6 protein-coding genes and 1 pseudogene are annotated in these 14,329 nt (G+C 74.5%); 3 read left to right on the forward strand and 4 right to left on the reverse strand.

Annotation, left to right across the window (positions count from 1 at the left end; genetic code table 11):
• Window positions 1-137: 137 nt before the first annotated feature.
• Entirely contained in the window at window positions 138-1,307 is a 1,170-nt protein-coding gene (locus ACWDD9_RS16675) for a mechanosensitive ion channel family protein (protein WP_388046029.1), read from the reverse strand.
• Window positions 1,308-1,801: 494 nt separating this feature from the next.
• Here ACWDD9_RS16675 and ACWDD9_RS16680 point away from each other — a divergent pair.
• Window positions 1,802-2,311, forward strand: a pseudogene (locus tag ACWDD9_RS16680) (HNH endonuclease); the annotation flags it as partial.
• 284 nt (window positions 2,312-2,595) lie between these two features.
• Here the strand turns inward: ACWDD9_RS16680 and ACWDD9_RS16685 are convergent.
• On the reverse strand, window positions 2,596-6,495 hold the full coding sequence (locus tag ACWDD9_RS16685; RefSeq protein WP_449811985.1) for a beta-N-acetylglucosaminidase domain-containing protein: 3,900 nt from the start codon (window positions 6,493-6,495) through the stop codon (window positions 2,596-2,598).
• Window positions 6,496-7,041: 546 nt separating this feature from the next.
• On the opposite strand from ACWDD9_RS16685, the gene malQ reads away from it, so the two are divergent.
• Entirely contained in the window at window positions 7,042-9,225 is a 2,184-nt protein-coding gene (gene malQ / locus ACWDD9_RS16690) for a 4-alpha-glucanotransferase (protein WP_449811917.1), read from the forward strand.
• A gap of 9 nt (window positions 9,226-9,234) precedes the next feature.
• Window positions 9,235-9,462 (forward strand): hypothetical protein, encoded by a 228-nt coding sequence (locus ACWDD9_RS16695; RefSeq protein ID WP_030238515.1) that lies wholly within the window; start codon window positions 9,235-9,237, stop codon window positions 9,460-9,462.
• A gap of 162 nt (window positions 9,463-9,624) precedes the next feature.
• Here the strand turns inward: ACWDD9_RS16695 and pepN are convergent, their stop codons facing one another.
• The gene (gene pepN, locus ACWDD9_RS16700) at window positions 9,625-12,204 is read right to left on the reverse strand and encodes an aminopeptidase N (RefSeq protein ID WP_449811918.1); all 2,580 of its coding nucleotides are present in this window, start codon (window positions 12,202-12,204) and stop codon (window positions 9,625-9,627) included.
• A gap of 185 nt (window positions 12,205-12,389) precedes the next feature.
• On the reverse strand, window positions 12,390-14,069 hold the full coding sequence (locus tag ACWDD9_RS16705) for an outer membrane protein assembly factor BamB family protein (RefSeq protein ID WP_117489916.1): 1,680 nt from the start codon (window positions 14,067-14,069) through the stop codon (window positions 12,390-12,392).
• Between the last annotated feature and the right edge of the window lie 260 nt (window positions 14,070-14,329).

The raw sequence follows: 14,329 nt of genomic DNA on the forward strand, positions 1-14,329 counted from the left end.
ACGCTCGGCTGGGAAACCCCAGCCGAGCGCCTGCATAAACTCGTCGCGGCCTGATCAAACCGACCACATGTTGCAACGACCCCTGGAAACCGCCGTGGTGGGAGCGGGGCTTCGTCCGTGTCCGTGCGGCCGAACCGCTACGGCTTCGACGCGTCGTCCGCCGCCCGGGCCGCCGCCGGGACCGGGGCCTGGGCCGGAACGGGCTCGGCCACCCGGTCGGCGGGTGCGGCCTGTTCGGCGGCCGGGACCGGGGAGGGGGCGATCACCACGCCGGTCGCCCCGGCGGCCACCGCGGCGACCTCCTCCTTGACCTTGATCCCGGCCCCGTCGAAGGCCGCCTTCAGCCGCTGGCGCAGCGCCCGGGAGACGGAGGCGGCCTTGCCCGGGGCGGTCCTGGCCTCGACCCGCAGCACCACCGAGTCCGAGGCGACCGACTCCACGCCCAGGATCGACACCGGAGCCCAGATCAGCTCGTCGTACGGGGCCTCCTTGGCCATCTCCTCGGCCGTCGCCAGGATCAGGTCCTCGACCCGGATCAGGTCCTCCTTGTACCCGACCTGGACGTCCACCGAGGCGGTCGCCCAGCCCTGGCTCATGTTGGCGATCCGCTTCACCTCGCCGTTGCGGATGTACCAGATCTCGCCGTTCCCGCCGCGCAGCTTGGTGACCCGCAGGCCGACCTCCAGCACCGTGCCGGTGGCGACACCGGTGTCGATCTCGTCGCCGACGCCGTACTGGTCCTCCATGATCATGAAGACCCCGGAGAGGAAGTCGGTGACCAGGTTCCGGGCGCCGAAACCGATCGCCACACCGGCCACACCGGCGCTCGCCAGCAGCGGCGCCAGGTTCACGCCCAGCGCGGAGAGCACCATCAGCGCCGCCGTGCCCAGGATGCTGAAGGAGGCGACGCTGCGCAGCACCGAGCCGATCGCCTCCGAGCGCTGCTGGCGCCGTTCGGTGTTCACCACCCCGGTGTTGGCCAGCAGCCCGCCCAGGCGGCTCTCCTCCTGGTGCTCGGAGGTGCGCGCCATCCGCCCTATCAGCTGGGTGATCAGCTTGCGCACGACGGCCCGGAGCACCAGCGCGAGCACGATGATGAAGACGATCCGCAGCCCGGAGGCCACCCAGCCCTGCCAGTGGGTGTCGAACCAGCTGGCGGCCTGCCGGGTGGTGTCCGAGACCTCCTGCGCGCTGGTCGGGATCCGCAGGTCGAGCTCGGGCAGCTGCGCGGTGGGGCTGGGGGCCGGGGTCGGGTTGGCGAGCGTCGAGGACGCGTCGGACGGACCGGTGGCACCGGAGCTGAACACGTGCGGACCTTCCTGGCTGGGGTGCGTGGTGGGCCCGCACCGCCGGCAAGCGGCCCGCGGACCGTGGGCGTCAGCCTATCCGCCGCCGCGGGCTGGCCCGGACACGCCGGAACCCCGCACGGGTGTGCCCAAGGGCGTACGGAGCGTGTCGAACGCCCCGTCAACGCCCCCGTACGCTCCCCCCGAACCGGGGCTCCGGGGCCGTCCGGGGCAGGAGGGGCGCTGCTCCGGACGGCCGAACCGTGCCCCCGGCGGGCGACCCGCCGGAGTCACCGGGACCCGTCGCACCGCCACCCGGGTGCAACCCGACCTTCCCCCGGGCATACCGGCTATGACAGAGACCACACCCGGAGTTCGCGTCAGGTCCGTTACACAGGAGTGGTGGCGCCGTACAAAGGCGTAAGGCGACACTGGGGGAGATCGCGCACGAGTGGCGCGATCCAACCGCTCGTCCCGGCGCGAGCCACGCGCCGCAGGCGTCCAAGGAGGCATCCGTGCCGCATGTCCTGGTCCTCAACGCGTCCTACGAGCCACTCGGCGTCGTATCGATGCGCCGCGCACTCATCCTGGTCCTCAACCACAAGGCGGTCAGCCTGGAGGACTCGGAAGTCACTCTGCACAGCGCCACCAGCGCCCTTCCGGCGCCGTCCGTCGTCCGTCTGACCCGCTTCGTCCGGGTCCCGTTCTGCGGGCCCGTCCCGCTCACCCGCCGGGCGCTGTTCGCCCGCGACCACGGCCGCTGCGTCTACTGCGGGGCCGCCGCCACCAGCGTCGACCACGTCATCCCGCGCAGCCGCGGTGGCCAGCACCGGTGGGACAACGTGGTGGCGGCCTGCCGCCGCTGCAACCACACCAAGGCCGACCGCCACCTCACCGAGCTCGGCTGGCGGATGAAACGACCACCCGCGCCGCCCAGCGGCCTGGCCTGGCGCATCATCGGCACCGGGATCAAGGACCCGCGGTGGCGGCCCTACCTGGAGCCCTACGGCGGCGCGGACCAGCTGCGCGCCCCGCAGTGGGGCGAGTACGAGCACCACGACCGCACCGAGCAGCCGGTCCACCCGGTCCCGCTCGGCCGGGCCCACTCGGGCCACCCCGCCCCCGTCCGCCGCGGTGAGCAGCCCGAACCGCTCTCCGCCTGACCACAGCTCCACAAGGGCCCGCCCGTCACACCGTCGGTACGCGCCTCATGGGCCGCCGAGCCCCCCGCACCGGGGGCCGGCGGCCCGCCGCGTTTCCGCCCACCCGTGACCGGGCCCGGCAACGGCCACCACGGCTACTGCCACGGCTACGGCTTGGGCGCGGACCCGCCCGCCGCCGCCGGAGGTGTCGCCGGCGTCCCGGGCGCGCCGCCGGGCTGGCCGGTCTGGCCGCCGCCCTGGCCGGCCGGGGGCTGCGGTGCGGCCGGCGGGGTCACCGCGTACAGCTCGACGCCCCACAGCGAGTAGCCGTACTTGGTCGCCCGCGCCACGCCCTGCACCCGGAGGTACCGGACGTTGGGCGCGTCGAAGCGCACCGTCTCGTCGCCGCCCTTGCCGTTGTCCACCGTCGCGGCGTCGGTCCAGGTGTTCCCGTCCGCCGAGACCTGGATCTTGTACGAGGCGGCGTACGCGGCCTGCCAGTGCAGCACCGCCGAGCCCAGCCTGGTCGCCTGCGGCAGTTCCAGCCGCACCCAGGCGTCGTCCTTGGCCGGGGAGGACCAGCGGGTCTTCGGGTCGCCGTCGGTGACCGCCGAGGCCGGGAAGTTCGCCGTCTCGTCGCCCGAGGAGGTGGCCTTGGCGCCGAGCGCCAGGTCCGGGCCGCCGGTGGGCGGCACCACGTGGACCTGGAGCACCTGCCGGACGGTGGTGCCGCCGGCCACGAACTGCACCGGCACCCGGTACGTCCCGGACGGCGTCTCCGCGGTGGCGCTGACCAGCAGCGGCACGCCCACCCGGCCGCCGCGCGGCACGGTCACCGGGCCGACCGGGGCCACGGTCAGGCCCTTGGCGGCGGGCGGCACCTCGGTGCGCAGCTCGCCGGTGGTGCCCTCGGGGCGGCCGGCCTCCACGGTGGCCCGGGTGGTCACGGGCGCGGAGGCGCCGGTGACCACGTCCAGGGCCGGGTCGGAGAGGCTGAGCCGGGCCGCCGGGGCGTCCGCGTACCAGGGGATCACCTGGTTGACCACCGGAGGGTCGCCGCCGGGCTTCCAGGTCAGCCGGAACGCGTCGGCGGGCTGGCCGCCGGCCGACAGCTCGTTGTAGCCGGGCTGCACGGTGCCGATGTCGGCCCAGGTGCCGTCGGCCCGGCGCACCGCGAGGGTGGCGGTGGCGCGCACGGCCGGGTCGGTCAGCACGGTGAGCCGGTCCAGCGGGCGGGCCGCGCCGAGCTCGACGGTGAGCGGCTCGTCCATCGCGGTCGGCGCCTTGGCGGCCCGGTACGCGGTGTCCGGGTTGCCGTCCAGCACGGCGGCGGCGGAGGAGCCGGGCACCGCGTCGGGGCCGCCGCTGACGCTGGCCGGGGAATCGTCCGGGGCGGTGACGGTGAACTCGCGCACCGCGACGGCGGTCTTCTGCGCGGCGGTGGCGCGCAGCCGCACCGCCCGGACCACGGTGCCCGGCGGGAGCTGGGCGCTGACCGTCTTCTGGTTCTTGACGGTGGCGAGCTGCTTCCAGCCGCCCTCGCCGGTGGAGTACTCCAGCACGCCGTCGCGGATGTAGTCGTCGGCGGCGGTCCGGGCGTCCGGGCCGTTGCCCCAGCCGCCCATCAGCACGGTCACGCCGCTGACCGGGCGGCCCGCGCCGAGGTCCAGGCCGACGGCGTCGCCGGGCTGCGGGGGAGCGGAGCTCCAGTAGAAGGTGTCGGCCACGCCGTCGGTCATCAGCGCGGGCAGGTGGTCCTGGGCGGTGCCGAGGGTGGTGGTCGGGGTGGCGGCGCCGCCACCCACGCCCGACCAGTTGTCGGCGGCGCGCACGGCGCGGTCCAGGAACGGGCCGAGCACCCCGGCGCCGACGGTGGCCGGGGCCCGGTCCAGCTGCTCGCGCAGCCGGTTGAGCTCGACCCGGGCCTTCCAGGCCGCCGTGCCGTCGCCGCCGTGCTGCGCCAGCAGCATGTCGAGGGCGGACTGCCCGGCCAGCCCGTAGTCGCGCAGCGGGCCCAGCCAGGGCGCGGCCTCGCCGGCCAGCTGGGTGGTGGCCGGGGTGCCGGCCAGGGTCTGCTGGGCGGTGGCCATGGTGGCGAAGGCGTCCCGCAGCGGGGCGGCGGCCTCGATCAGCCGGGCGAGGTCGGGGGCGGCGCCGGAGGTCGGCTCGGCGGCCGCCCAGAACCGGTCCAGCAGCGGTGCCAGGTAGCCGGACTCCTGCTTGGACAGCGGGGAGGAGGTGCTGTTCCCGGCCAGCGCGGTGACGGCGGACAGCGCCGTCCCGACGGGCGTCGGGGCGGCGCCGGTCGGCCCGGCCAGCGAGCGCACGGCGGCCTGCCAGGACTCGTCCGGCTTGTAGCCGGCCGGGTTCCAGGCGAAGTCGCCGGCCGTCGACACGGCGATCCGGGAGGCCACCGGCTGCTGCATCGCGCCGGTCAGCAGCGCCGCCGAGCGGGTGGCCACCTCCGGGTCGCGCCCGGTGTAGGCGCCGAGGAAGAGCCGGTCCGGGGTGGCGTCGTTGACCGGGTAGTTGTCCATGGTGAGCAGCGGGTGCCCGTACAGCCCGGCGGTGTCCGAGGCCTGGGCGCCGGTGATCTTCTCCGGGATCACCCCGACCCCGCTCCAGGCCACCTGCACGCCCTCCGGCAGGGCCGCCGCCAGCGCCTTGCGGTACGGGGTGGAGCCCTGCTGGTGGTACTCGGTGGGGACGACGGACAGCGGCGCCAGGCCCGGGTTCTTCGCGATCAGCCGGTCCTGCACCTTCTTCACCAGCTCGGCCTGGGCCTTGGCGGCCGCGGCGGGCCCGGTGCCGTACTCGTCGCGGTCGTCGCCGCAGTGCCACTCGTCGTAGCTGACGTCCAGGAACTGCAGCTGGAAGGCGGTGAAGCCGAGCTTGCGCAGCCCGTCCAGCTTGTTCACCAGGGCGTCCACGTCCTTGCCGGAGCTGAAGCAGAGGGACTGCCCCGGGTCGATCGCGTAGCCGAGCGTGACGTGGTTCTGCCGTGCCCGGAAGCCCAGTTCGCGCAGCTCCTCGGCCTGGGCCGCGGGGTAGGCGGTGCGCCAGCGGGAGAGCCGGTACGGGTCGTCACCGGGCGCGTAGAGGTAGAAGTTCTGCTTGGAGCGGCCCAGGAAGTCGACCTGCTCCAGCCGCTGCTGCGCGGTCCACGGGGTGCCGTAGAAGCCCTCCGTGACGCCGCGCACCGGGGCGCCGGTCGGCCAGTCCCGCAGCGTGATCCCGGGCAGGCCGAGCCCGGCCGCACCCGGCGCCTGCCCCTGCCCGGCCGGTACGGCGGCGAGCAGCTGACGCAGGCTCTGCGCGGCGTAGAAGGTGCCGGTGGCGTCCACGCCGGCCAGCACCACGGCGCCGTACGTCCCGCCGCCCTGGGCGGGCAGCTGACCGGCCGACAGCACGTACCCGCCGGCCGGCATCCCCGCGGTCGTCGGCCCGGCGCCGTCCTTGCCGCCCGCGGCGGCGGACAGCTGCCGCAGCACCCGGTCCACCTCGCCGCCGGCGCCCTCGGCGGGCCCGCCGACGTACACCACCAGCGTCCCGGCGGCCGGCGTCCCGCCGTCCGGACGCGGCGTCACCTCGCCAGCCCCGGCGACCTCCAGCACCTCCTGGACGGCCCGCACCGCGCCGATGTCCGCCTTGGGCGCGCTCACCAACGTCACGGCGGACGGCACCGCGACGGGCTTGCCCGCCACGGTCTGCTGCTGCGGCTTCGGGAACACCTTCGGGTCGGTCACGCTGCCCAGCGGCGTCTGCGGCGCGGTGCTCACCACGTCCGAGGCCGTCGAGGCGGCCGTGGCCGCCGCCGACGGCAGCGAACCGGCCAGCAGCCCGCCGACCACCGCCGCGGCCGCGACCCCGGCCGCGATCTGCATCGCCCGCCGCCCCGGCCGCCCGGCCCGGTCCGCCCGGTCCGCGCGCTCCTCGCGCACCGACGCCAACAGCGGCTCGGTGCCCTTGAGATCGGCGATCAGCCGGTCCGCCGTCCGCGGCGCCAACTGACGGCACGTCCGCGCCGTGGCCCGCCGCGCCGCCTCCGCCGCGGGGTGCTGCAGCACCTCCCGCAACGCCGGACTCTGCTCCAGTTGCGACCTGAGCCGCCGCCCGGCCGCTACGGACACTCGGGCTTGCACAGGAGCCTCCTCGCCAGGCCACGACCACATCGTCCGCAACCCCACCAGCTGGCCGATCCGGTGTCAACGCCGCCGAGTGCTATGACCGTTTTGCGCCGTTTCATTGCATGCCGGACCAGCCCGGAAACACCCGCGGGCACCGGGCTTCACGGCACATCCCAGGCGGCGGCCGTCCCCAGCCTGTACGGTCGGCCCCCGCGCTGACCCCCCGTCGCCTGCCACCGCGGCCAGCTCCAGACCCGGAGCAGCTGACGGACGGCGAGGTCCTCACCCATGGACAAGGAGGACGGCGACACGACCACGACGAATGCCGACACCTTCCACACCGACGCCCTGAAGTCCTGCCGACCCGCCCCCACCCCCCGAGGGTCCGCCCGCCGGCGTCGTGTCGCGCTGGGTGATCGTGGTGTCACGCGGGTAGGACTGTGGCTGTCCTGAACGGGCGTTGCCGAGACATCGCAGGAGCCGCGAGTGGCCGCTTACCACGACAGTGACGGAGCCGAGCAGGTACCGGCGCAGGATGCCCCGCCGCCGCCCGCCGAACTGGTGGCGCTGGCGCGGGCGTACGGGGTGGACGTCCGGTACCCGGGGCCGGGCGGGCAGGCGGTGGGGGCGCGGACGCTGGTGGCGGTGCTGGGGGCGATGGGGGTGGCGGCCGGGTCGCCGCAGGAGGTGGGGGAGGCGCTGGAGCGTCACCGGGCCGGGCAGCGGGCCCGGTTGCTGCCGCCGTGCGTGGTGGTCCGGCAGGGGCGGCGGACGGCGCTGGACGTGCCGGCGGACGCCCGGTTGCGGGTGGAGCTGGAGGACGGCGGGAGTTGGGAGCTGCCGCAGGGGCACTCGCACTGGGTGCCGGGGGACCTGCCGCTGGGGCGCCACGTGCTCACGGCGGAAACCGGCACGAGGACCGCGCGGGCCGCGCTGGTGGTCGCCCCGGAGCGGCTGCCGCAACTCCCGGGCCGCAGCTGGGGGTTCCTCGCCCAGCTGTACTCCGTGCTCTCCGAGCGGTCGTGGGGCATGGGCGACCTCGGGGACCTCGTCGAGCTGGCCCGGTGGGCGGGGGCCGGCCTCGGTGCGGGCTTTGTGCAGATCAACCCGCTGCACCAGGCCCTGCCCGGCGCCCCCTCCGACCCGTCCCCGTACCGCCCGTCCTCGCGCCGCTTCGCCGACCCGGTGCACCTGCGGATCGAGGCCGTCCCCGAGTACGCCTACCTGACCGGCGCCGGGCGCGAGCAGGCCGAGGAGCTGACCCGGCGGGCCGCCCGGCTCCGCGACGAGGTGCTGGTCCACGACGCCCTGATCGACCGGGACGCCGTCTGGCTGCTCAAGCGCGAGGCCCTGGAGCTGCTGCACGAGGTGCCGCGCGGCCCCGGGCGGCAGGCCGAGTACGACGCGTACCGGCTCCGCGAGGGCGAGTGGCTGTACCGGCACGCGCTGTGGAACGCCCTGGCCGAGGAGCACGGCACCGACTGGCACCACTGGCCGAAGGGGCTGCGTCACCCGGACGGCCCACAGGTCGAGCACGCCGCCAAGGAGCTGGAGGAGCGGGTCGAGTTCCACCGCTGGCTCGCCTGGCAGGTCGACCAGCAGCTCGCCCACGCCCAGCGGGCGGCCCGCGAGGCCGGCATGCCGGTCGGCCTGATCCACGACCTGGCCGTCGGCGTCCACCCGGACGGCGCGGACGCCTGGGCGCTGCGGGACGTGCTGGCCGGCGGCATCTCGGTCGGCGCCCCGCCGGACGCCTTCAACGCCCACGGCCAGGACTGGGGCCTGCCGCCCTGGCGCCCGGACGCGCTCGCCGAGGCCGGCTACGCCCCGTACGCGGAGCTGCTGCGGGCCACCGCCCGGCACGCGGGGGCCCTGCGGATCGACCACGTGATGGGCCTGTTCCGGCTCTGGTGGGTGCCGCAGGGGCACCCGCCGACCGAGGGCGCGTACGTGCGCTACGACGCCGAGGCGATGCTCGGCGTGCTGGCACTGGAGGCGCACCGGGCCGGGACGGCGGTGATCGGCGAGGACCTCGGCACGGTGGAGCCGGGGGTGCGGGAGGAGCTGGCGGCGCGCGGGGTGCTCGGTACGTCCGTGCTCTGGTTCGAGCGGGACTGGCGGGGCGACGGCGCGATCCTCGGCCCGGACCGCTGGCGGTCCGGCTGCCTGGCCACCCTCACCACCCACGACCTGCCCAGCACCGCGGCCCGGCTCTCCGGCGAGCACGTCGAGCTGCGGCACCGGCTGGGCCTGCTGGCCCGGCCGCTGGGGGAGGAGCAGGGGCAGGCGGCGGCGGAGCTGGCGGACTGGCGGGCCGAGCTGGGCCGGCTCGGGCTGCTGGCCGAGGGCGAGCCGCTGACGATGCCGGTGCTGTACCGCTTCCTGCGGGCCACCCCGGCGGAGCTGGTCGGGGTCTGGCTGCCGGACCTGGTCGGGGACCCGCGCCCGCAGAACCTGCCCGGCACCTGGGACCAGTACCCGAACTGGCGCCTGCCGGTCGCGGACGGCTCCGGCGACCCGGTCACCCTCGAACGGCTGGCCACCGCCCCCGCCGCAGGCCTGCTCGCCCGGCTCCTGGCCCCGCGCGGTTCCGCCGGGTCGGCCCCGAGGCACGTCCTCCCGTCCCGCCCGACCGACCCCGACGAGCGCGCCCCCGTAAGCGGCGGGTAAGTTGGAAACGTGGACAAGAGGAACGCTTTGCGAGCCGGCGCGGTCTCCGCAACGGTCACGCTGATGATGCTGCTGTCGTCGCCCGCCATGGCCTTCACCAGGGACGACGGTGATGACCCCGGTTCCGGCCTGAGCGTGGGCCAGACCCTCGGCCTGTACGTGTTTCTCCCACTGGTCGCCTTCGCGGTGATCGCCGGTCTGGCGGGCCTGCCCTACGGCAAGGGCAAGAAGAAGTAACACCCGCGCAGACGTCCCCAGGACTCGCACGACCCGCAGGGCTCGCAGGTCCCGTACGACCTGCAGAGCCCGCACCACCCGCACCACCCGCAAGGCCCGCAAGACCCCGAAGGGGCGCCGGACGATCCCGTCCGGCGCCCCTTCGCGGTTGCGAGGAGACCGTCAGCGGCCGCCCGCCGCACGGTCGGCCGCCTGGGCCTTGAGCGCGCGCTCGACGCCCGCCCGGGCCTCGACGACCTGGCGCCGCAGCGCCGGGGCCGGCTCGGCCGAGGCCAGCCACGCGTCGGTGGCCTCCAGGGTCGCGGCCGTCACCTGGAGGGCCGGGTACAGCCCGACGATGATCTGCTGCGAGATCTCGTGGCTGCGGGTCTCCCAGACGCCCTTGACCGCCGCGAAGTACTTCGCCGCGTACGGCGCGAGCAGCTCGCGCTGGTCGGACTGCTGGAAGCCGGCGATGACGGCCTCCTGCACATAGTTCGTCAGCTTGTCGGACTCCACCACCGACGCCCAGGCCTCCGCCTTGGCCCCGGCGGTCGGCCGGGCGGCGCGGCAGGTGGCCGCGTGCTCCTGGCCGGCCGCGGTGTTGTCCCGCTCCAGCTCGGCGGCGATGGCGGCCTCGTCGGCCCGGCCGGTGGCGGCGAGGCGCACCAGCAGGGTCCAGCGCAGCTCGGTGTCCACCGCGAGGCCCTTGATCTCGACCGAGCCGTCCAGCAGCCCGGCGAGCAGGCCCAGCTGACCGTCGGTACGGGCGACCGAGGCGAGGGCGCGGGCCCAGGCCAGCTGGTGGTCGCTGCCGGGCTCGGCGGCGCGCAGGTGCTCCTCCGCGGCGGCGGCCCAGCGGTCGAGGCCCTGGTCGCGCCACTGCGGGTCGGTGTAGGCGTCGAGGGCGAGCTTGACCTGGCGGTGCACGGACTGCACCACGCCGATGTCGCTCTCGCGCCCGATGCCGGACAGCGCCAGCGCCAGGTAGTCGCGGGCGGCCAGCTCGCCGTCGCGGGTCATGTCCCAGGCGGAGGCCCAGCACAGCGCGCGCGGCAGCGACTCGGTGAAGCCGCCGAGGTGCTCGGTGACGACGGCCAGCGAGTCCTCGTCCAGCCGGATCTTGGCGTACGAGAGGTCGTCGTCGTTCAGCAGCACGACGGCCGGGCGGTGCCGGCCGACCAGCTCGGGCACCTCGGTGCGCGGGCCGTCGACGTCCAGCTCGATCCGGTCGGTGCGCACCAGCGCGTCGCCGTTCAGCTCGTACAGGCCGATCGCGATGCGGTGCGGCCGCAGCACGGCCTCGCCCTTGGCGCCGGCGGGCAGCGCGGGGGCCTCCTGGAGCACCGCGAAGGACTCGATCTCGCCGTCGGTGTTGAGCACGATCGAGGGCCGCAGCACGTTGATGCCGGCGGTCTCCAGCCAGGCCTTGGACCAGGCCTTGAGGTCGCGGCCGCTGGCCTCCTCCAGGGCGCCGAGCAGGTCGCTGAGCCGGGTGTTGCCCCAGGCGTGGCGCTTGAAGTACGCCTGCACGCCCTGGAAGAAGGCGTCCTGGCCGACGTACGCCACCAGCTGCTTGAGCACCGAGGCGCCCTTGGCGTAGGTGATGCCGTCGAAGTTGACCTGGACGTCCTCCAGGTCGTTGATGTCCGCCATGATCGGGTGGGTGGACGGCAGCTGGTCCTGCCGGTACGCCCAGGTCTTCATCTGGTTGGCGAAGGTGGTCCAGGAGTGCGGCCACTTGGAGCCCGGGGCCTCGGCCTGGCAGACCGCCTCGGCGTAGGTCGCGAAGGACTCGTTGAGCCAGAGGTCGTTCCACCACTCCATGGTGACGAGGTCGCCGAACCACATGTGGGCGAGCTCGTGCAGGATCGTCGCGGCCCGGGCCTCGTACGCGGCGTCGGTGACCTTGGAGCGGAACACGTACTGGTCGCGCAGGGTGACGGCGCCCGCGTTCTCCATCGCGCCGGCGTTGAACTCCGGGACGAAGAGCTGGTCGTACTTGGCGAACGGGTACGGGAAGTCGAACTTCTCCTGGAAGTAGTCGAAGCCCTGCTTGGTGACCTCGAAGACGGCCTCCGGGTCCAGGAACTCGCGCAGCGAGGGCCGGCAGTAGACGCCCAGCGGCACCTTCTGCTCGCCGTTCTCGTAGGTGTCGAAGACCCCGACGTACGGGCCGGCGACGAGCGCGGTGATGTAGGTGGAGATCCGGCCGGTGGGCTCGAACGTCCAGACCCGGGTGTCGCCCTCGCCGACCGGCTCCGGGGTCGGCGAGTTGGAGACCACGACCCAGCCCTCCGGCACGGTCACGGTGAACGCGAACGCGGCCTTCAGGTCGGGCTGCTCGAAGTTGGCGAAGACCCGGCGGGCGTCCGGCACCTCGAACTGGGTGTACAGGTAGGTCTCGCCGTCGACCGGGTCGACGAACCGGTGCAGGCCCTCACCGGTGTTGGTGTACTCGCAGTTCGCGACGACCCGCAGCTCGTTCTCGGCGGCGAGGCCCGGCAGCGGGATGCGGCTGTCGGCGAAGGTCGCCGGGTCGAGCCGCACGCCGTTGAGGGTGATCTCCTCGACGCTCGGGGCGACCAGGTCGATGAAGGTCTCCGCCCCCGGGGTGGTGGCGGTGAACCGGACCACGGTGGTGGACCGGAAGGTACCGCCCTCGCGGGCCGAACCGAGGTCGAGCTCGATGTCGTACGCGTCCACGTGGAGGAGGTCGGCCCGGGTGCGGGCCTCCTCACGGGTCAGGTTTGTGCCGGGCACTCGCTGCACTCCTTTGTCAGACTGATGGTCCGAATCCTCGCACGTCCAACGGACGGGGCGGCCGAAAAATCACAGGCGGGGCGGGCCCGGGCGATCAGCCCGTGCCCGCCCCGCCCGTGTCGGTCGCCGCGCGGCCCGCGACGAGGGGCCACGCCCCCGGGATCAGCCCCGGAGGCGCCCCGGCGTCACTTCTTCCACTTGGTCAGCGGACCGTCGCTGGCGCTGTAGCGGCGGAACGCGTAGACGGCGGCGCCGTCGTCCGAGACCAGGTACTCGGAGGTGCTGCTGCCGATGCCCATGCTGCTCGGCATCGTCATGGTGCCGAGGTCGGACATCGAGCCGTCGGTGGGCGAGAGCGTCACCAGCCGGGCCGGCTTGTTGTAGCCCTGGTCGACGATCGCGCGGACCTTGCCGTCCTTGTCGGTCCCGGCCACCAGGCGCATGTCGTTGCTCGTCGAACCGGAGTTGGCCGACCACAGCCGCTTGCCGGTGTTCAGGTCGTAGGCGTTGATGCCCGGCTTGCCGCCGCTGACCTGGACGTACAGCGTGGTGCCGCTGACCACGTTGCGGGTGAGGGCCTCGTTCTGGCCGGAGAGGCGCAGGCTGTCCGCGCCGGGCTCCTTGACGGACATCTGGGTGCCCGGCTTGTTGTCCTTGTCGAACGGCAGGACGTAGTCGCCCTGCGGGCCGTTGCCCATCAGCAGCACCAGCGGCTTGTCCTGGACGACCGAGTCGACCTCCTCGATGTTGCCGGTGAGGGTGATCGGGGTGCTGGCCGGCTTGCCGGTCTCGGCGTTGACGATGACCAGCTGCGACTTCGGGCCGCTGGTGCCGTAGCAGCGGTCGCTGACCGCGATCTGGGCGCCGGCCGCCTTGCCGCGCAGGACGCAGTCCTTGTCGCGCGGCTGGTACTGCCAGGCGGGCTGGCCGTTGGCGATGTTCAGGGCGGCGACGGCGTTGCCGCCGACGGCGACGACGTTCTCGGTGACGCTGAGGGTCGGCGAGGACATCCGGTCGGCCGAGACCTTGACGCTCCAGAGCAGCTTGCCCTGGGTCAGGTCGATGGCGCCGACGGTGGAGCAGTCGCTGTCACCGGTGTTGAAGGAGACGGCGGCGACGCCCTTGGAGTTGGCGGCGTACGAGGCGGTGCACAGCTCCTTGCTGCCGGCCGGGGCGGCGATGGTCCACGCCTCCTTGCCGTCGGTCAGGTTGAAGGCCCTGATCCCGGAGCTGTCGACGCGCACCGCGAGCTTGTCGGTGCCCCAGACGCCGAGCATCTGGTTCGAGCTGTCCGCGTTGGCCGGCTTGGGGGCGCTCCAGGCGACGTTGAAGGTGGCGCCCTTGGGAGCGGGGCCGGGGGTGGGGCCGCTGCTGGTCCCGCCGTTGTCGGTGGTGCCGGTGCTGACCGGGTCCGGGCCCGGGTCGGGGGCGGGCTTGGGGTCCTTGAGCAGGACGACCAGGGCGACCACGATCGAGATCGCCAGCACACCGCCGATGATCCCGCCCCACAGCATCACCGGGTTGCGCTGCTTGGGCGCGACCGGCGCGACGGGGTAGCCGTACCCGGGCTGCTGCGGGTAGTTGTAGCCGCCCGGGTTGTAGGCCTGCCCGGCGTCCGGGGCGCCGTACGGGGCACCGGGGACCGGGTCGTACGGGCCGACCGGCGCGGCACCGGGCGGCGGCGGGGCCTGGCTGGGGAACCCGGGCGCGGTCGGCGCGTACGCCGCGTACTCCGGGCTGCCGACCGACGGCTGCGCGGGCGGCTGCACGGGCGGTGCCGGCGGCTGGCCGGGCGGCGGGCCCGCGGGCGCGACCGGGCCCGGGGTGACCTGCCCCGGGACGGCGGCGCCGTCGAGCTGCGTCATCTGGTCCGCGACGGCGGCCGGATCGACACCGCCGCCCGGCGGGCGCCCGAACGAGACGCCCCGGTTGTCCTGCGGACCGCTGCCGGGCGTTTCGCCTGCACCCGGCGTAGGGTGATCCCCTGCCATCTGATTCCCCGTCATGTCTGGATGCGTCCCCCTGGCGGTGCCGTCCACGGCCCCGATGGGACGGGTGAGAAGTGGCACCATGTTAGTGGTGCGTGGTTTTCGGCCGTCGCCAGGACAGCGGTTCCCCGTCCCCG

The sequence above is a fragment of the Kitasatospora sp. NPDC001119 genome (assembly GCF_053598475.1).